At 47.2% G+C, this 18977-nt stretch carries 19 protein-coding genes, 3 tRNA genes and 1 pseudogene; 4 read left to right on the top strand and 19 right to left on the bottom strand.

What is annotated here, in order from left to right:
- Positions 1-36: 36 nt before the first annotated feature.
- Complete coding sequence (locus FDX11_RS25035; RefSeq protein ID WP_000280683.1) at positions 37-363, bottom strand: hypothetical protein; 327 nt, start codon at positions 361-363, stop codon at positions 37-39.
- 379 nt (positions 364-742) lie between these two features.
- On the opposite strand from FDX11_RS25035, the gene FDX11_RS00285 reads away from it, so the two are divergent.
- Both FDX11_RS00285 and FDX11_RS00280 read left to right on the top strand, forming a co-directional pair.
- Positions 743-1645: a YafY family protein gene (locus FDX11_RS00285; RefSeq protein WP_000515819.1), complete on the top strand. Its 903-nt coding sequence runs from the start codon at positions 743-745 to the stop codon at positions 1643-1645.
- Positions 1646-1706: 61 nt separating this feature from the next.
- The gene (locus FDX11_RS00280; RefSeq protein ID WP_000710655.1) at positions 1707-2525 is read left to right on the top strand and encodes a DUF726 domain-containing protein; all 819 of its coding nucleotides are present in this window, start codon (positions 1707-1709) and stop codon (positions 2523-2525) included.
- A 610-nt stretch (positions 2526-3135) separates the two neighbouring features.
- Here FDX11_RS00280 and FDX11_RS00275 read toward each other — a convergent pair.
- The 4 genes from FDX11_RS00275 to FDX11_RS00255 form a co-directional block, all read right to left on the bottom strand.
- On the bottom strand, positions 3136-3570 hold the full coding sequence (locus FDX11_RS00275) for a DUF2787 family protein (protein WP_047741667.1): 435 nt from the start codon (positions 3568-3570) through the stop codon (positions 3136-3138).
- Positions 3571-3663: 93 nt separating this feature from the next.
- The gene (locus FDX11_RS00270; RefSeq protein WP_137397259.1) at positions 3664-4173 is read right to left on the bottom strand and encodes a hypothetical protein; all 510 of its coding nucleotides are present in this window, start codon (positions 4171-4173) and stop codon (positions 3664-3666) included.
- 25 nt (positions 4174-4198) lie between these two features.
- Complete coding sequence (locus FDX11_RS00265) at positions 4199-4570, bottom strand: hypothetical protein (RefSeq protein ID WP_249360703.1); 372 nt, start codon at positions 4568-4570, stop codon at positions 4199-4201.
- A gap of 376 nt (positions 4571-4946) precedes the next feature.
- Entirely contained in the window at positions 4947-6149 is a 1203-nt protein-coding gene (locus tag FDX11_RS00255) for a site-specific integrase (RefSeq protein ID WP_001721489.1), read from the bottom strand.
- A gap of 80 nt (positions 6150-6229) precedes the next feature.
- Between FDX11_RS00255 and FDX11_RS00250 the strand changes: the two genes are divergently transcribed.
- Entirely contained in the window at positions 6230-6970 is a 741-nt protein-coding gene (locus tag FDX11_RS00250; protein ID WP_137397258.1) for a hypothetical protein, read from the top strand.
- A 240-nt stretch (positions 6971-7210) separates the two neighbouring features.
- On the opposite strand, the gene FDX11_RS00240 is transcribed toward FDX11_RS00250, so the two are convergent.
- The 6 genes from FDX11_RS00240 to uvrY all read right to left on the bottom strand — a co-directional run bounded on the left by FDX11_RS00240 (position 7211) and on the right by uvrY (position 10751).
- Positions 7211-7297: transfer RNA gene (locus tag FDX11_RS00240), tRNA-Leu, on the bottom strand.
- A 12-nt stretch (positions 7298-7309) separates the two neighbouring features.
- A tRNA-Cys gene (locus tag FDX11_RS00235) sits at positions 7310-7383 on the bottom strand.
- 51 nt (positions 7384-7434) lie between these two features.
- Positions 7435-7510 (bottom strand) — tRNA-Gly (locus tag FDX11_RS00230).
- 151 nt (positions 7511-7661) lie between these two features.
- The gene (gene pgsA / locus FDX11_RS00225; RefSeq protein WP_003030490.1) at positions 7662-8210 is read right to left on the bottom strand and encodes a CDP-diacylglycerol--glycerol-3-phosphate 3-phosphatidyltransferase; all 549 of its coding nucleotides are present in this window, start codon (positions 8208-8210) and stop codon (positions 7662-7664) included.
- Positions 8211-8265: 55 nt separating this feature from the next.
- Positions 8266-10098: an excinuclease ABC subunit UvrC gene (gene uvrC, locus FDX11_RS00220; protein WP_003834021.1), complete on the bottom strand. Its 1833-nt coding sequence runs from the start codon at positions 10096-10098 to the stop codon at positions 8266-8268.
- A complete protein-coding gene (gene uvrY, locus FDX11_RS00215; RefSeq protein ID WP_003834023.1) occupies positions 10095-10751 on the bottom strand; it encodes a UvrY/SirA/GacA family response regulator transcription factor in 657 nt (218 codons plus the stop codon). The genes uvrC and uvrY overlap by 4 nt, the downstream gene beginning before the upstream one ends.
- A gap of 459 nt (positions 10752-11210) precedes the next feature.
- Here uvrY and FDX11_RS00210 point away from each other — a divergent pair, with 459 nt between their 5' ends.
- The gene (locus FDX11_RS00210) at positions 11211-11435 is read left to right on the top strand and encodes a DUF2594 family protein (RefSeq protein ID WP_003030482.1); all 225 of its coding nucleotides are present in this window, start codon (positions 11211-11213) and stop codon (positions 11433-11435) included.
- Between the two features lie 66 nt (positions 11436-11501).
- On the opposite strand, the pseudogene sdiA reads toward FDX11_RS00210, so the two are convergent.
- From sdiA to FDX11_RS25660, 8 genes and pseudogenes are all read right to left on the bottom strand, one after another.
- Positions 11502-12224, bottom strand: a pseudogene (sdiA, locus tag FDX11_RS00205) (transcriptional regulator SdiA).
- A 230-nt stretch (positions 12225-12454) separates the two neighbouring features.
- Positions 12455-13207: an L-cystine ABC transporter ATP-binding protein TcyN gene (tcyN, locus tag FDX11_RS00200; protein ID WP_137397256.1), complete on the bottom strand. Its 753-nt coding sequence runs from the start codon at positions 13205-13207 to the stop codon at positions 12455-12457.
- A complete protein-coding gene (gene tcyL, locus FDX11_RS00195; RefSeq protein WP_003030474.1) occupies positions 13204-13872 on the bottom strand; it encodes a cystine ABC transporter permease in 669 nt (222 codons plus the stop codon). Before tcyL ends, tcyN begins: the two co-directional genes overlap by 4 nt.
- Before the next feature lie 21 nt (positions 13873-13893).
- Entirely contained in the window at positions 13894-14880 is a 987-nt protein-coding gene (dcyD, locus tag FDX11_RS00190; protein ID WP_137397255.1) for a D-cysteine desulfhydrase, read from the bottom strand.
- Positions 14881-14987: 107 nt separating this feature from the next.
- Positions 14988-15788, bottom strand: a complete 801-nt coding sequence (tcyJ, locus tag FDX11_RS00185) for a cystine ABC transporter substrate-binding protein (protein ID WP_003030469.1) — start codon at positions 15786-15788, stop codon at positions 14988-14990.
- Between the two features lie 100 nt (positions 15789-15888).
- Positions 15889-16440 (bottom strand): flagella biosynthesis regulatory protein FliZ, encoded by a 552-nt coding sequence (gene fliZ / locus FDX11_RS00180; RefSeq protein ID WP_137397254.1) that lies wholly within the window; start codon positions 16438-16440, stop codon positions 15889-15891.
- Positions 16441-16497: 57 nt separating this feature from the next.
- Entirely contained in the window at positions 16498-17217 is a 720-nt protein-coding gene (locus FDX11_RS00175; protein ID WP_137397253.1) for an RNA polymerase sigma factor FliA, read from the bottom strand.
- A gap of 162 nt (positions 17218-17379) precedes the next feature.
- Positions 17380-18846 carry a flagellin gene (locus tag FDX11_RS25660; protein WP_137397252.1) on the bottom strand — a complete coding sequence of 489 codons (1467 nt, stop codon included), beginning with the start codon at positions 18844-18846 and terminating at the stop codon, positions 17380-17382.
- Positions 18847-18977: the final 131 nt, after the last annotated feature.

The following is an 18977-nucleotide window of genomic DNA, read 5'->3' as shown; positions in this document are numbered from 1 at the left end:
CTCCCCCAACTCCTTTAACAGAAGTTGGGGGCTTAATCACAGGCAATCGGCATCAAAACAGTGAAATAACTGCCGCGCGTCAGGATGGCCATTTACATGATAGATCCGCATGGCATGACAGGTGATACTCTGGAGATTAGCCGCCAGCCTTTTCCCCATATTCACCAGTATGCCGTGTGGTATTTTACTGCTTGTACTGTTTACTGTCAGAGTAAAACAATTTGTTTCAACGCTGACCTCAATAAAATCATTTCCAAATAATGTACCGACAACCTGCCTGATTGTTTCTTCATAATCTGTCAGATCAATGACATCACGCCATCTCGCATTTACTAGTTGATACTTTCTGATATGTAAATACATAGAACCACCTTTATGTTATTTCAACTAATATGATGTTCTCCGATATTATGAAAATATTAATCATCATTGTAATTGCTGATAACCTCTCTAACCTTCGGATCTTACGTTCCCCCCTGCCTCTCCGACTTGATGGCAAAAGTGCATGGTCAAATATGCAGCAAAAACATGTCATGTACAGGTCAGGATAATAATTATCACCCTGAACGTAAAAATACACATGGACAGGATGAGTCCACATGTTATTCGATGATTCCAGCAATGTTTTAATATATTGATAATTAATGAGTTAATTTTTTTCTCCGTCACAGTAAAAGTGGACTCATCCTGTCCGTTACTTTGCTGAAAATATCCTCTTCGCTGGCATTAACCGGATAAACGAATGGGTAAGCACGATAAACTTGGATATCGACTCGGATTGATATTAACTCGCCTGAACAATGGTGAGTCACTAGCCGTCCGGGAGTTATCTGAGGAATTTAACGTTTGCGAAAAAACTATCCGTCGTGATCTTACTCAGCGCCTGTCCTATCTTAATCTGATTCGACAAAATGGTCGCTATCGCCTGTCTGACGGTGTTCTCGGTCAACGCAGCAATGCTGATTTACGTCATTTCACGCGCATCCTGGGTATTGAAGGGCTGTTCCCTCGCTGGGATGACAGACTACTGAGTATTTTGTTAGGTAACACGAAAAACAACCCGTTTCTGATAAAACAACGTCCATACGAAAACTGCGGATCATTCATGTCAATTCTGAATGTATTATCCGATGCCATCCTGTCACAGAAGAAAGTAAATTTTAATTACAAAGATAAAGAGTTTCGGGCTGTTGAGCCATACAGACTGGTTAATGACAACGGATTGTGGTATCTCGCTGCCGTCCATGACAGTACATTAAAAAGCTTTGTTATCTCATCTGTCAAAGACGTTTGCATGAGTAATATCTCTTTCAGGATAATCCCCGAAATTAATGAAAAAATAGAAAAGACAGATGGTATCTGGTATAGCGAAGACCTTATCGAAGTTCTCATTTCAGTTTCCGCACATGTTGCTCCGTGGTTTACCCACCGTCATCTATTGCCAGGACAGGAAATAATTCATACTTCCCGGTCTGGCGATTTACTGGTGATATCACGTGTAACACACACAGATCAGATAATGCCTTTAATGAAATACTGGATACCGGATGTCGAAGTAATACAACCGGCCTCAATCCGTCAACAACTTGCTGAAGATATACAATCCGCACTGAAACGTTACACCCAGCCAAGTAACGCCCCGTAATGACACGGATAATATAATTTTCATTGAGTGCTATTTTTGTAAGCTAAAAAATGGAGTTACCATGAAAAAATGCCCCGTTCTTCTTGTTGTATCAGGGTTTCTGACCGAAAATGATATATCATGGTTTAACCGAATTAAAGCAGGGTGTGGCCTTGATGTCAGATACTATAAATGGGAATCGGCAAATCTACTATCCATATTAAGTTCTGACATAGCGAACAAGTGGGTGTTATATACTCTCTTCCCCCTGAGAACATCTCCTTTATTGTCATCAATCTCCATTCCATTTAAAGCGCGTCAGGCCTGGTATAATGCAACGAAAGCAGCAGTTAATAACAGAGAAAAATTAGCACACGTAATAAACGAGATATACGTTAAAGAAAAGCGTAATGTGATCATAATGGGTCATTCTTTAGGGACTCGATTAATAAACAATACATTACCCTATATTAAAAATGATAATATTCTCTTAACAATCTCTATGGCCGGAGCCACCCCAATAACAAGTTATACAGAGAACATAATGAAAATGGCTTACGGTTCAAAAATGGGGCATTTAAATATCTACAGTGAACATGATAAAGTACTTAACACGATATACCCTCTCGTAGAGTCAGTAACGCCAATTGGGGTTCGGGAGGTGAGATTCAGACCTGCTCGGGTGATCAACTGGAAGTGGGATATTGGTCACACTGAATATATTACTTCAAACAGGATTGATTCATTAACACACTGGTTAAATGTTACCTGTGCCGATTTAGCTGATCCAGACGTAGAGCTCACTGACGACGACATAAAATTGTTTTATGATATTATTGATCTTGCGAATTTAACATGTCATAAAAACACTGTCGCACCCAAATTAATATCATTTGAGTAGTTAAAAAAAGGTTGCATTATAACGGGAGTGTATATTTACTCCCGTTAAGTTTCATATTTTATAGAATTGATATGGATTCGATTAAAAATTTCGTCTAACTCGTTCCCTTATCAAATTTGCCAGCCTTACCCTTCCAGGTGAAATAGTTTCCGTTACAATTTCAACTCTCAACAAATCACGCTGTCCGGTTCGGCGACTGACCGCGAAACGCTGACATATATCATTAACCGATACCGTATTACCGGTATACAGTTGTAGTAATATCCAGCACAGCCTTTCTGCGATCCTTTCACCGCGAGTTTTATACATCTGTAAAACCTTCAGTTATCGTCAACGATGACATAGTCCACCTCAAAACCCACATAACTGACTGTATTCATGAACATTTATTACCGGTGTAATACTGTCGTTGGGGTAATGGATTAACCGTTATCACCCTGCTACTGGAGAATGCACCATAGGGGGCAAAAACCACGAGGGATCTGAGATCCCCCGTGTCTGCACATGTTTATGCGAACGGTCCAGTACAACCAGTATCATCATCATGCTGCGATGTACTGCGCATGAAGAGGATTACAAAGATGCCCGTTTTCTTCCTGTTCATAACAGGTCAACAACTTTCCACAGTTACCGTTACCCGGTAAATCCCCATAGACAGGTAATCCATAAAATTACCCTCCCATAAGGACCAGAGTTCATTCCTCTCTGCCGCCAGTGAAATATCCCCAGCCAGATAATGGAAGACGTATTGACCTGACCAACAAAAGTCCATTTCCTTTTCCAGCTCCGGATAGACTCGTCCCATGTAACTAAAGTCTGTGACATAATCGAAATACCATTCGTTATCCTGGCGGATGAACCGCATTTCAACCGGATGAAATCCGCCGGATTCTGCACTGTAGTCCGGGTCACGAAAATTAATGACTACTGCCCTGACCGATGTTTGCTGAGATTGTTCTGCCAGAAGCGTAACGATGTGCTGCTGAAATAATTTAGTGACAGGCAGCGTTAATCCTGCCTGTTTTAAGACATACTGGGTTTGCATAATAGATTTTCCTGTAAAAGGTGAGTAGAGGTGTGTAGTAGTTTCTGGTTGTATAACAGTTCTGGTAAAGAATTAATTCTTCGCAATCCTTTCTCAATCGCCAACCTTACCGAGTGTTTTAAGACGCGCCCGCCAGTCAGCATATAAAACATGCGTAAACAACTTCTCAGGGTGCGCCTCAAGCAGACATATCTCCGGTGACCGTAAAACAGCGGCCAGGAAACCGGCATTATTGGCACTTGCCCCTTTAAAAAGGGTTCTGAATACACCAGATTTGAAGCCCGTTGTCGGTTGTACTTCGAGCACACTTTCAATCTTAGAAAGAGGGATCCAGTCTTTAGAAAACAATCCGCCGCTGCCATTTGCCAGGAGGCGCAGATAGAGATCATTATCTTTTTCAGACATTGCCAGTTGCCATGTCAGCATGCCACTGGCTTTAGGGCTGATTTTTTCCGCCTGTCCTGATTCAATGAGCAGCTTATAACTCTCTTCAGGTAATATTTGCCCGTTTTCAGTGATACCTTTTTCAATATCACTTAAATCATTATTTAACTCCAGCCCCTCGTGTTCATTATTATTTTTTCCTGACTTTGACTTTCTCATTTTCATCTCCTGATTTTAATATGATTTACAGACGGGATTCCGCCATAGACATTAATTTATCAATCCCGCCCAGAGGACAATTGGGATGAAACAACAGATAAATACCATTTCCATTATCTTCTGTAATTGATAGCATCAAGTAATATTCATCTGTCAGACGGACCACGAACTCGGGGTTAGCAATTAAATGATGAATTACATTCAGTACGTGTCGTTTAATATCTTCGGGAACATCTCCGGGTTCAATGTACATTAATGTTACACCCACCTCTCCCCAAAAATTCATTGCGGAAAGTTCATCATCAAATGGGAGTATCAGTTCTTTTCTCAAAACAGACATAACTGAATCGGGAAGAAGGAGCGACGGCAGGTCTTGCCAGTTCGAGATAAATTTCATTGAATAATCCTCATAAACAAAAAACCCGATACGTTTTAAGTATCGGGGTTACATAGACAGGGTAAAGAATCTGGAATTGCCTTCAGTGGTCATCTATATTCTTTCATAATATCCACAATCCTTGCAGATAAGCACTGGCGCATTATTTCTTTCACGCTGTTTAAGGAATCCAAATAGACGCTGTATCGCCCTGATGATTTCTTTAAGCAATTCTGGTAATTGCTCCGGGCTAATATAACCGGATGTCGATGTCAGAAACCGGTCATCGCGAGTCACCTTTGCTATATTTCCGGCAGTTTCTGTGACTGTATTCCGACTACCGCACTTAGGGCACTTTAACGGCATAATCATTCTCCACGTTTAAGAGATGCAAAAATCACTGTTCTTTACTGGTAGCTACGGGGGGTAAAAGAAGGTCGGTAACACCCTGCCCGGTCTGACGCATTCGCTCTGGTGTCAGTTTTGCGTAGCGCTCCGTACTCTGAATACTGGCATGCGCAAGCTGGGCTTTAACGTCATACAGACTGTACTGACCACTGGAGACAAGTAATGATGCGACGGAATGGCGCGTAGTGTGGAAACAGACTTCACTTTTATCTATCCCGCACTCTGCCAGTATTTTTTCATAGGCCCACCGGGGTTCTGATATTGGTTTTCCATTATCTTTTACGGCAAACAGATAGGGGTTGCTGCCAGCCCGTGGGATCGAATCAATAATGGATAATGCAACATCACTGAGATACACAGTTCTGCTGCGACCATTCTTAGTATAAGGAATGAATAACGACCTGTTATCCCGATCAATATGTTTGTGCATGACGTTAAGCATTTCTGATTTGCGGGTACCGGTTAACAACAGCATGGCTATTAGTCCCCCGGCAGCCTTATTGGGATATCGTGCCGCAGCGTCGAGGATCCTCCTGATCTCATCAGCGTCAAAAAAGCGCGTCCGCTGATTATTCTCCTTCAGCAAAGGGATCTTATCGGCTTCATTCTTCTCCAGGACATCCTGTCGTAGCGCATAACGCCCCATAGTTTTCAGAATAGCCAGTGCCCTGTTACAGGTTGACGGTGCATACTGCTGGCCGTGAATACGACCCTCAAGCATGTCGAAAAGCACCTGCTGGATTTCCCGGGCCCGAAGGTCGCAGTAACGTATCTTCCCCAGACGAGGTTCAATGTATTGCGTGAAACGCTGAACATCCTTATCCCAGGACTTTTTATGGCGCTTGATGAACGGAACATAGGTCTGGTGAAAAAACTCACTAAGCGTTGGCATAGCACGATAATTATCGCGTTCTGCCTTAGGGTCATTTCCCAGTGCAATCGCCTCCTTGTGACGACGAGCTATCTGACGGGCTGTCCCCACATCAATTTCAGGGAATCTGCCAATACTGATACTTTTTTTGGTACCGTGGAATGTGTAGCGCAGGAGGAAACGTTTGTTACCCGTTCGACCTGAGAGGCATTTGAGGCCAATGACCTCGGTATCAGATACCTCAAGCTCTGTAGATCGGGTATCTGTGTTTGCCGGAAGGGCTTTGATGGATGAATTGGTGAATCGGAAGGATTTTTGCATATTTATCCTCATATATCTGATTGATATCATGAAAATAATATATATCTGAAGGTGTTTTTATTACGGGGCAGGATTGAAGAATGGAAAGGCTATTAGACGCGTACAAACGGATATTACAGGAAGTTGACGCCCAGTCATTTAACCTGAATGAAGATAAATACTCAGGCGTCTTTTTACCCGTGCCGTTTGAAGAATACTGGCATTCACCGGTAAAAATCATGCTGGTTGGACGTGAAACCGCTGGCTGGAATACGCTGAATGGTAAGAATACGATATCACGGGTGTTGGGACTTATGCCTGACGTTACCATCGGGCAGGTGGTTGAAGAAGCTGTAGATCGATACAGGAAACATCTTCCGGTACAAAATGATGGCACCACCAACCTCAAATCACGTAGCCGCTTCACGCAATATCATTTCAGGCTGGCCCGGGAGCTTAATATTCCTCCTCAGGCTATCGTGTATGCCAATCTACTGGCGTGGGATTACGACGGACTGACCCCTCTCAATCGCCCTCAAAATGAATTGCAGGAAGTCATATTAGCCTCGCTGAAGCTACTGGCGGTACAAATTAAACACCTTGAGCCTGATTTCATCATCTTTGCATCTGGAGCCCGGAGAACAGACTACATCATAAAACAGGTGCTTACTGAGCTGGGCGGCTATGAGACTTCTTCAGTCATTCCGGGGAAGCTATGGGAGTTCAAAACAGGTAATACAATCTGTTTCAGAATTGCCCATCCAAGGGCTATGCGCGGACACCAGAAGTACAGAGATGAGGTGATTGCACGAATTAAGCAACTTTGTACTCAGGGTGGCTAGAGCATTACAGCTTGCTCAACAGGGCCCCTTCCCGGAAGAGTACCGGAAAACAGGCAAAGCAACCTGGTTCTCTATGCTGGAGGCGACACGTTCGATTCGGCATTGCCAGGCTGGAGATTGCAGCTCATTGCACCCCGTGAGCACAGGATATGCACAGGGCGTGAATTTCAGGCACAAAAAAACCACCCGTAGGTGGTTTCACGACACTGCTTATTGCTTTGATTATTCTTTACTTTCCCATGGTACCCGGAGTGGGACTTGAACCCACACAGCGCGAACGCCGAGGGATTTTAAATCCCTTGTGTCTACCGATTCCACCATCCGGGCTCGGGAAGAAATTGGAGGCGCGTTCCGGAGTCGAACCGGACTAGACGGATTTGCAATCCGCTACATAACCGCTTTGCTAACGCGCCGAAATCTTCTGGCTTTACAGCCAACATCCGCTATTGCCGATGTCTTAAATTTGGAGCGGGAAACGAGACTCGAACTCGCGACCCCGACCTTGGCAAGGTCGTGCTCTACCAACTGAGCTATTCCCGCATCACCAAGTAACTTTGTTAATCACTTGATTTTGTTATCGTCTGGCAATCAGTGCTGCCGTTCGATGCGTTGCATTCTACTTACCTGACGCAATGAGTCAACGATATTTTTCACCACTTACGATCGTTTGCTGAAATTTGCGTCGAAACGATCACTGATCAAGCAAATCTCCACGTGCAGCGCTCAAATACTGGAACATTGACCACAAAGTCAGTATCGCAGCGACGAAGAAAAGTGCGATCCCAGCATACTCTACCCAGATATTTGGACGCCACAGCAGCCAGGCCAGTGCAGCCATTTGCGATGTGGTTTTCACTTTACCGATCCAGGATACGGCTACGCTGCTGCGTTTACCCAGTTCGGCCATCCATTCACGTAGTGCAGAGATGATAATTTCACGCGCAATCATTGTTGCGGCAGGGAGCGTCACCCACCAGCTGTGGTAATGCTCGGTCACCAGGACCATCGCGATAGCCACCAGCACCTTATCAGCGACCGGATCGAGGAAGGCGCCAAAACGCGTGCTTTGGTTCCAGCGGCGTGCCAGAAAACCGTCAAACCAGTCAGTGACCGCTGCGATACAGAAGATCAGCGCACAAACAAAGGGAGCCCAGGTGAATGGCAGGTAAAAAGCCAATACAAAGAATGGGATCAGGATGACGCGAAACAGCGTGAGCAACGTAGGGATATTAAATTGCATATGACGGATAACTATCTGTTGTCAGTGAAATTACCCCTATGTTGCTACAGAGGGCCTAATGTTTCAACGAGTAGAAGATCTTTTCTGCCAGAGCTTGCGAAATACCCGGCACTTTTGCAATTTCTTCGATACTTGCGTTACGAAGACCTTGCAAACCTCCCATATATTTCAACAACATCTGGCGACGCTTTGGCCCGACACCTTCGATGGTCTCAAGCGTGCTGGTACTTTTCACCTTCGCTCGTTTTTTACGATGTCCGCTAATCGCATGATCGTGAGATTCATCGCGGATATGCTGGATAACGTGCAATGCAGGCGAATCCGGCGGCAGGCTAAAGCCCTCACCTTCCGGCTCAAAGAACAGCGTTTCCAGACCGGCTTTACGATCGGCCCCTTTTGCCACCCCCAGCAAGAGTGGGTGCTGTTTGTCCCAGGGAACGTCCAGCTCAGCAAAAACGGCTTTCGCCTGCCCTAACTGACCTTTCCCGCCGTCGATCAATATGACGTCCGGAATCTTACTTTCTTCAATCGCCTTTCCGTAACGCCGACGTAAGACCTGATTCATCGCCGCATAATCATCACCCGGCGTAATACCGGTAATGTTGTAGCGACGATATTCTGCACGCAGCGGGCCATTGGCATCAAAGACCACGCAGGAGGCTACCGTCTGCTCGCCCATCGTATGGCTGATGTCGAAGCACTCCATACGCTTCACCGCAGGTAACTTCAATACGGAGGCCAGCGCCGTCAAACGTTGCGTAATCGTCGACTGCTGAGAAAGTTTCGTGGTGAGTGCCACTGCCGCGTTGGTTCGCGCCAGCTTCAGATAACGCGCGCGGTCCCCTCGCGGTTTCGTCTGCACGTTAATCTTCCTGCCGGCCAGTTCAGACAGAGAGTCTGCCAGCAGGGTTTTATCGCTAAGATTAAAATCGAGCAGGATCTCCCCGGGTAAGGTACGCATCTGGCTCCCCTGCAGATAAAACTGCCCGACAAAGGTTTCGACGACCTCACCGAGTTCCGTGCCACCGGGTACTTTCGGGAAATAGCTGCGACTCCCCAGCACTTTACCCTGGCGAATAAACAGAACGTGCACACAGGCCATACCGGCGTCAAACGCCACGCCGATGACGTCCAGATCGTCTCCGGTATTAGAGACAAACTGTTTTTCTGTCACGCGGCGTACGGCCTGAATTTGGTCACGAATGCGCGCAGCCTCTTCAAATTCGAGATTTTGGCTGGCCTTTTCCATACGGGCGATCAGCTGCGTTAATACCTGATCGTCTTTTCCGGACAGGAACAGACGAACATACTCGACCTGCTGAGCATACTCTTCCTCACTCACCAGACCCGCAACACACGGACCGAGACAGCGGCCAATCTGATATTGCAGACAAGGTCGAGAGCGGTTGCGATAAACGCTGTTTTCGCACTGGCGGATAGGGAATATTTTCTGCAACAGCGCCAGCGTTTCACGCACCGCATAACCGTTCGGGAACGGTCCAAAGTACTCGCCTTTGGCATGCTTTGCCCCACGATGCATCGCCAGACGCGGGTGGGTATCGCCGCTAAGGAATATAAAAGGGTAGGATTTATCATCGCGCAGCAATACGTTATAGCGCGGCTGATACAGCTTGATGTAGTTGTGCTCAAGCAATAACGCTTCGGTTTCGGTGTGCGTTACCGTGACATCAATCTGCTGGATTTGCGCGACCAGCGCTTCGGTCTTGCGCGACGCAAGATTACTACGGAAGTAGCTGGAAAGCCTTTTTTTCAGGTCTTTCGCTTTCCCGACATAGATAACCGTCCCGGCGGTATCATACATACGATAGACGCCGGGCTGACTGGTCACGGTTTTCAGGAACGCTTTGGCATCAAACTGATCGGTCACTGGCTTGTTAATGTCTCCGCATTACACAGGCCATGGCGAATTGCCAGGTGAGTCAGCTCTACATCGCCATGAATGTTTAATTTACTGAACATTCGATAGCGATAGCTGTTCACCGTTTTAGGACTAAGATTCAGTTGCTCTGAGATCTCATTGACCTTCTGACCTTTGGTGATCATCAGCATAATCTGCAACTCGCGTTCAGACAAACTGGCAAACGGGGTTTCCGTTTTCTCAGGCTCAATCTGGCTGAGCGCCATTTGCTGAGCGATATCGGAGGCAATATAACGCTGCCCGGAAAAAACCGAACGAATCGCACTCACTACTTCCTGGGGGGCGGCGCCTTTGCTGAGATACCCTGCGGCCCCTGCCTGCATAACTTTTGCAGGTAATGGGTTTTCAGTGTGTACCGTCAGCATGATCACTTTAATGTCTGCCGTGGAACGCGCAATTTTGCGGGTTGCTTCCAGACCGCCAATACCGGGCATATTCATATCCATCAGCACAACGTCAACGGAATTTGAGCGGCACCATTTTACCGCATCTTCACCGCAGCACGCTTCGCCGACAACTTTTATGCCTTTTATATCTTCCAGAATGCGTCGTATCCCTGCGCGCACCAGTTCGTGGTCATCAACAAGAAAAACGTTGATCAAAGGAATATCTCCAGAATAGGGATAACGCTACCGATAGTTAATCGGTCCTATGTTAACGGGTTTTATCTCAACTTTGAAATGTAAAAAACGCCCGACTTTCGATTTTGCTCTCGTTTTTGGAAATTAGATTGTACGACGAGTGGAAACTTTCAGTCCTGACAGCCTTCTGCCACGGTTATATCTGCATAGCTGTTTCAGAATAGTGACAAAAAATTCATATTCTCCCGCTGAATGCAAAATTGGCAGTCAAAGTTGTAACAATAATTAACGAGGAAAATACTCGAAATAAACAACATGTGAAGAAAATATATGCACTGCAACATGTTGTTTATTTTAATGTCCACAACATTAGTCCGCGCAAAAAACAACCACAGATATTTTTAGCCTCGCTTATGGTATACTCCGCCGCCTTAAGATTTGACATCGCACTTTTTCATTGAAACATAACGAGGAAAATAAATGAGTACGCCTGACTTTTCCACTGCTGAGAATAACCAGGAACTGGCCAATGAAGTCACCTGCCTGAAAGCCATGTTAACGCTGATGCTGCAGGCAATGGGCCAAGCCGATGCAGGCCGCGTGATTCTTAAAATGGAAAAACAGCTCGCGCTGATTGAAGATCAATCACAGGCTGCGGTATTTTCCAACACGGTTAAGCAAATTAAACAAGCTTACCGCCAGTAATAAGAAACCGGCTGATAGCAATGCTCTCAGCCGGTTTTGCGTCTGACACTCAGAACGATAATTTACTCAGATAAGCCCGGTTGCCGCAGCATAACAGGCGATCTGCGTTTTGTTTGGCGCATTGAATTTCTTTTGCATATTCTTCTGGTGGAAGTTCACAGTATTTTCGGAAATCGACAGAATGATGGCTATCTCTGAAGAGGTCTTCCCCTCTGCCGTCCATTTCAATATTTCCTTTTCCCGCTTGCTAAAACGCATCTCTGGCGCCATAACCATGTCATCTTCCAGCCGCGTCAGTACAGACAGACTTTCCCGCACCAGAAGCTGCATCCTGAGCTCCACTTCATCGTTTGCAAAGCGACTATTACGGATACTCGCCCGCGATACCGATAAAAACCCCAACGCGCGATTAGGCAACATTAAGCATTGCGTCATCCCTTTACGTAAACCGTGATTGCGCGCGGCATCCCACAAAGGTTGCGCATCGCGAAACAATGTATCGTTCCAGGGTAAATGCCCCTGACTGTAGTTTTCAGGTTTCAGCACCGGATCAATGGCGAAATAATTTTCGGACTGATAATGCGCCACCCATGCTTTGGGATAGGTCGTATGAAGTGACGTTTAAGGTCGGGTAAAAGGTACCGGATGACGAACACAGAGCGCGTAAAAATCAAACTCTAAGTGCTGCGTCTGTTGCTGTAATTCATTATAGACATCCTCTGCCGTCGCCATTTCCTGAAAGCGTAACAGCATGCTCCGTCGCCAGGTGAAGAAATCATGATCCTGCATACTAAGTGGTAATGCCCCTGAGATTGATAATCATCCAAACATATGAAACAAGCTAACACATAAATGTATTTTATATATGCAAATTATCGGACAAATGAACAATTACTTGAGTATTACTCAACAGCGGAAGGAAGTAACAGAATCAAATGCTAATAATAAAGCAATAATTATAAATAGTTATGCGAAGAGCACTCGTCAGAAACAATCCCGGCGAGCGCTATATGCACTATTTATTGCATCAAAAACTTTTCAAGAAACTGACGGGTACGCGGCTGCTGCGGATGCGTGAATAAGGATTTTGCTGGTCCCTGCTCTACAATCCGTCCTTGATCCATAAATATCGCTCTATCGGCAACATCGCGAGCAAAGCTCATTTCATGCGTCACAATTACCATGGTGCGTTTTTCCTGCGCCAGTTGGCGGATGGTATTAAGTACCTCGCCAACCAGTTCAGGATCAAGCGCGGAGGTCGGTTCATCAAAAAGAATAACCTCAGGTCGCATCGCCAGCGCTCGGGCAATCGCTACGCGCTGCTGCTGTCCACCCGATAAACGCCGCGGATAGCTGGTTTCTTTACCTGCCAGTCCGACTTTCGCCAGCAGCTCACGCGCACGAGCTATCGCTTCAGCTTTTGGTTCACCTTTGACTATCACCGGCCCTTCAATAATGTTTTCCAGCACCGTACGATGAGGGAACAAATTAAAGTTCTGGAACACAAAACCGACGTGCTGACGTAACTGGCGAATCAGCCCTTTCTGCTGGGTCAACGAACGCGCGGTATCAATGGTAATCTCACCCACTTTAATGGTGCCCGCCTCCGGTTGCTCCAGCAAATTAATGCTACGCAGCAGCGTGGTTTTGCCCGATCCGCTCGGCCCGATAATGGCTACTACTTCACCAGGTTTGACGTCAAGATCGATCCCATGCAGCACCGTTTGCCCATGAAATTTTTTGACCAGGTTTCTGACTTCGATAGCACTCATTTCGGCTCTCTCTCCTGGCGGTTCAGTTGTTCTTCAAAATAGTTTTGCAGCGCAGAAAGCACCGTCGCCATCACCCAGTAAATCAACGAGGCCGCCAGATACATCGTAAAGACTTCCAGCGTACGCGAGGTAATCAGCTGCGCCTGACGGAACAGTTCCGGAACCTGGATAGTAGCGGCCAAAGAGGTATCTTTCACCAGACTGATAAAGCTGTTGCTCAACGGCGGTAGCGCAACGCGTGCAGCCTGCGGCAGAATTGCCCGGCGCATGGTCTGCCAGCGAGTCATACCAATACTGGCCCCCGCCTCCCACTGCCCTTTGTCGATGGAAGAGATTGCCGCACGCAGGGTTTCCGCAGCGTAGGCTGCCGTATTCAGCGACAAGCCAATCATCGCTGCCGGGATGGGATCTAGCTCAATACCAAACTGCGGCAGACCGTAATAGATCATGAACAGTTGGGCAATCAGCGGTGTTCCGCGAAAAATAGAGATATAAAAACGCGCCAGCCAGCGCACAGGCAGCAGCGGCGACAGACGCATCAGCGCCAGGATAAACCCCAGCACGAGGCCAAAAAACATCCCGCCGATACTCAGTTGCAGCGTAAAAACCGCGCCTTTGAGCAGATACGGCAGAGAATCAATTACCAGTTGGATACTTTCATGCATTAGCGTTTTTCGACCTGGTTGTTACACATGAGGATGGTAGGCAAACAGTGCAGGTGCCCCACCGGTATGAATAAAGAGGATTGGCCCTTCGTCTTTGAAGCGTTTCTGGCTGATACCGTCAATCAAACCCGCCATCGCCTTACCGGTATACACCGGATCCAACAAAATGCCTTCCAGGCGCGCCAGCAGTTTTACTGCCTCCATGCCTTCTTCGTTTGGCGTACCGTAGCCCGGCGCAAAATAATCGTCCCATAACAGAATATCCGCTGAGGCCGTCAGTTCCAGTTCACGGGCAATATTCTGCTGCAACGTTACAACTTTAGGCATTTGATCGGCGACACTGCGCGAGACGGTCACGCCGATAAGCTCGACGTCTGGCATCAGTTGTTCCAGGCCCACGGCCAGCCCGGCATGCGTTCCCGCACTGCCCGACGCCACTACTACGGAAGAAAGCGCAACGGCCCCTTCACACTGCTGGGCAATTTCCAGCGCGCTTTCCACATAACCCAATGCGCCCAACGCGTTAGAACCGCCAACAGGGATCACATACGGGCGGAAGCCCTGTGCTTCAATGCGCGTCGCCAGTTCCTGAAGTTGCGCATTCGGGTCGGTCAGTGCATCGCACATTTCAATTTGCGTATTAAACAGGTCCAGCAGCAGACGGTTGCCGTTGGTGAGATAGTTTTCCGCCGTGGTGCCAATCGGATTTTCCAACAGCGCCACGCAGTGCAGGCCAAGCTTAGCCGCTACCGCCGCCGTCTGACGAACGTGGTTAGACTGAATCGCACCCGCGGTTATCAGCGTATCAGCGCCTTCACGCAGTGCGTCTGCGGCAAGGAACTCCAGCTTACGCAGCTTATTGCCGCCCATGGCCATCGGCGTGACGTCATCGCGCTTGATGAAAATATCGCGCCCGAGGTAGTCGGAGAAGCGTGGAAGATATTCGAGCGGCGTTGGCGCGCCAATAAATTCCAGACGTGGAAAGCGCGTTAAGTTATGCAGCGGCATACAGCCTCCGGTATTCGTTGTTGTGATGTTCTTTTTATTATGCACGCTCAGGCGCAATGAAATAAAAAAAGGCGCTGTTAAAGGCGCCTTTTTTCAGCGGATGACGATTATTTCGTCACATCCGCTCCAAACCATTTTTCAGACAGGGCTTTCAGCGTACCGTCTTTTTGCATTTCAGCAATGGCCGCATCAACCGCTTTCAGCAGATCTTCATTGCCTTTGCGCAGCGCCACGCCGGACTCCTGGCGGGAGAATGCTTCACCGGTTACAGCCAGCGTATCCTTGGTTTTCTTGACCAGATCCAGCGCCGCCAGACGGTCAACCAGAATGGCGTCGATACGGCCTACACGCAGATCCTGGTATTTAGTCGGGTCATCATCATAGGTACGAATATCCACGCCCTGCACGTTCTGGCGCAGCCACTCTTCATAGTTGGTGCCCAGGCCAACGCCGACTTTTTTACCTTTCAGATCGGCAGCAGTCTTAATAACACCTTCATTACCTTTTTTCACCAGCGCCTGAATACCAGAAACCGTATACGGGGTGGAGAAATCGTATTTTTTCTTACGTTCGTCAGAGATGGTCACCTGGTTGATGACCACGTCAATGCGCTTGGAATCAAGAGAGGCCAGCATACCATCCCACTTGGTCGGCTTCAGGTTAGCTTTCACCCCAAGGTGCTTGGCCAGTTCCTCAGCGAACTCCACTTCGAAACCGGTCAGCTTGCCGTCATCGCCCTGAAAACTAAACGGGGGATAGGTCCCTTCCAGGCCCACCAGCAGCGTGCCACGCTCTTTAACTTTATTTAACAGACCTTCATCTGCATAAGTTTTTACGCTCATTCCAGCGACAAGTGCAACAGCCATTACACCCATCAGAGCCTGACGTCCCAGAAGTGCTAATTTCATAGTTACCCCGAATATTGTCATTAGTGACTGCTATTTATGAGCATAGTGTAGAGCGCTTGTCGTGATCCACAAACACCACTCTGTTACACCTTATTCTTTTTTAATATATATCAGAACTGGCTGTCCAGGAGGATTTCTGCATATGTCCCATATGCGTATGGGCTTTAAACTGCTCATACTTACGCAAGGCGATGCGGTAATTGTTGGTGCTGGTTTCCGGCAGCCACGGGGCAAGGTTTTCGTCGAGGAACCCTTCCTGCAGCAGATCGTGAGAGATATTTTGTTCGGTCAGGTGATTCCCAAGGCGACGCAGGCGGACAACGTATTCACGTACCGTGCCGTGACTCATTTCGGTCTGCTCAAATAAAAATTGTTTAAAACCGATAATGTCGAAAAAGTCGCTCTGCTCTTTGCAATGCAAATCACCGCAAAAACGACACAGTGCCACCCACTCTTTTTTCTCCTGCTCCCACTCGGCTTCATCCAACAAAGTGTCCAGGCGGGCGATGGCGATTTTATTCACAATTTTCCCGCGACGAACCAGCGTGATCCGGTCGAGCAACTTAAAACAATGGGCGCAATGCGTCTGGCTGTGTTTGAAATCTTTGAGGTAGCGGCTTAGAGGCCGTCTTTTTGATTGCTGCACCGTCATGAGAACTCCTGGTAGTCAATTCGTAATGCGGCATTGTTCAGGGGTAATGATGTACCCCTATAGCTTACCCAGCTTGGTGCGTAGACGTTTGATGGCCTGACTGTGCAACTGGCTGACCCGTGACTCCCCGACTTCCAGTACCGCGCCAATCTCTTTCAGATTGAGCTCTTCCTGGTAGTACAGCGTTAACACCAGCTTTTCACGCTCCGGCAACGCCTCGATCGCGTCCATCACGCGCTGGCGGAGGTTACCCTCAAGAAGCTGTTGTAACGGGTTTTCCTGCTGATGTTCTTCCGTCACCAGCTCAATACTATCGCCATGCTCTTCCCGCCACTCGTCATAAGAGAAGAGCTGGCTGTTATTGGTATCGAGCAACATCTGACGATACTCTTGCACAGGAATAGCCAGACGCGCCGCCACTTCTGTTTCCGTCGCGTTGCGCCCTAATTCCTGCTCCAGTTGTCCCATCGCCTGTGCCACTTCGCGAGCATTGCGCCGAACGCTACGCGGCACCCAATCCCGGCTACGTAGTTCGTCCAGCATTGCTCCACGAATACGCTGCACTGCGTAAGTGGTAAATGCCGTTCCTTGCAAAGCGTCATATCGGTCAACGGCATTCAATAACCCGATGCCGCCCGCTTGTAGCAGGTCATCCAGTTCTACGCTCGCCGGCAAACGCACCTGAAGGCGCAATGCTTCGTGACGCACCAACGGTACATAACGCTGCCACAGCGAGTGTTTATCCATTACACCTTCAGGGGTATACAGTGAATTCACGATAAACAGCCCTGCGTTAAATGAGTTATCGGCATGATTATCCGTTTCTGCAGGGGTTTTAATCGGGTGAATAGTGGGTGAAATGGGGGGTTATTTAGGGGTTACGGGTAAAGCTGAATGTAAAAAACCCCGCCGGAGCGGGGTTTGCGCAGTAAGCGTAAATTAACGCAGCAGAGACAGTACGTTCTGCGGAACCTGGTTGGCCTGTGCCAGTACAGAGGTACCTGCTTGTTGCAGAATCTGCGCTCGTGACATGTTGGACACTTCGGTCGCGTAGTCAGCGTCTTCGATACGGCTACGAGCAGAAGACAGGTTGTTTACGGTGTTACCCAGATTGGTGATAGCAGAATCGAAACGGTTCTGCACAGCACCCAAGTCAGAACGCAGGGCATCAACTTTCGCTAATGCTTTATCAATGGTTTCTAACGGTTTTTCGGTAGATTGCATCGTTTTAGCTGCGCCAGCATTGACGAGGATCGGGCTACCGCCTTGCGACTTACCTACATACATAACTTTATTATCAACAGCATTTGTTACTACACCGTCCTTGCTTACGTTGTAGTCTTGTCCGTCAACGACTAAAGAGCTACCTGTTTTCTTACCATTTTTAATATCCAGATCAGATACTGTCGCAGCTTTATTACTTACTTCTTCAGTGGTAAGCGTTCCAGCCGCTGTTTTATAGATAGGCTTATCTGTAGCTAAACTTGCATCTGCACCAGATGTACCCGTACTACCAGTGATAGTAAAGGTTACCTTTTCACTGTTGATCATAGCTTCGTATGTACCGTTACCATCAGTAGTAGCGGCGCTGGTTACTTTATATTCAACACCTTTAAGGGTGAAAACATCGCCCTTAGCTTTACCCTGAGCTGCTGCAGCTAAATTAGTAGCATCAACACCTTTACCAGAAACTTTAGTATCCTTAGAAGTAGTCAGTGAGCCGTCTAATGCGCTGATATACATTGCATTACCAGTATCATCCTTAACAGCACCACTTTCAATATTAACTGTATAAGCGTCGCCGGCAACATCATAGTTATCAGTACCTGTAGCTTTGAATTTAGAAACTAAATCACTAGCTGTTGCTTTTGTTGCACCGTTAATATTGAAACCATCCAACCCAAGCGTTTTTGCATCAATTTTAGCAAGGTTAATGGTGATAGTTTCTCCATCGTTCGCACCAACTTGAATTTTCATCTCGTTATTCTCAGCCAGCACTTTCACTCCGTTGAACTGAGTCTGATCGGAAACACGATCAATTTCTTCAAGACGTTGAGTAATTTCAGCCTGAATCGAAGACAGATCGCTGTCAGAGTTAGTACCGTTAGTTGCCTGTACAGACAGTTCACGAACACGCTGCAGATTGTTGTTGATTTCATTCAACGCGCCTTCAGTCGTCTGCGCAACAGAAATACCATCGTTAGCATTACGGGACGCCTGAGTCAGGCCTTTGATGTTAGAGGTGAAGCGGTTAGCAATCGCCTGACCCGCAGCATCGTCTTTCGCGCTGTTGATACGCAGACCGGAAGACAGACGCTCGATAGCGGAGCTCAGGGAAGACTGAGATTTGTTCAGGTTATTCTGGGTCAACAGCGACAGGCTGTTTGTATTGATGACTTGTGCCATGATCTTTTCCTTATCAATTACAACTTGATGTTATTGGGCTGTTGCCCACGGTTTCTCACCGTAACCCATGTATCGGCACCTTAAATTCGAACTTTAGAAAATTTTCACTTTCCGCCCTCTTTTTTCTTAGC

Origin of the sequence: Citrobacter sp. wls714, from assembly GCF_005281025.1 — a bacterium.
Lineage (GTDB): Bacteria > Pseudomonadota > Gammaproteobacteria > Enterobacterales > Enterobacteriaceae > Citrobacter > Citrobacter werkmanii.
Note: the sequence above shows the minus strand (reverse complement) of the source record. Positions and strands in the feature narration are given on the sequence as shown.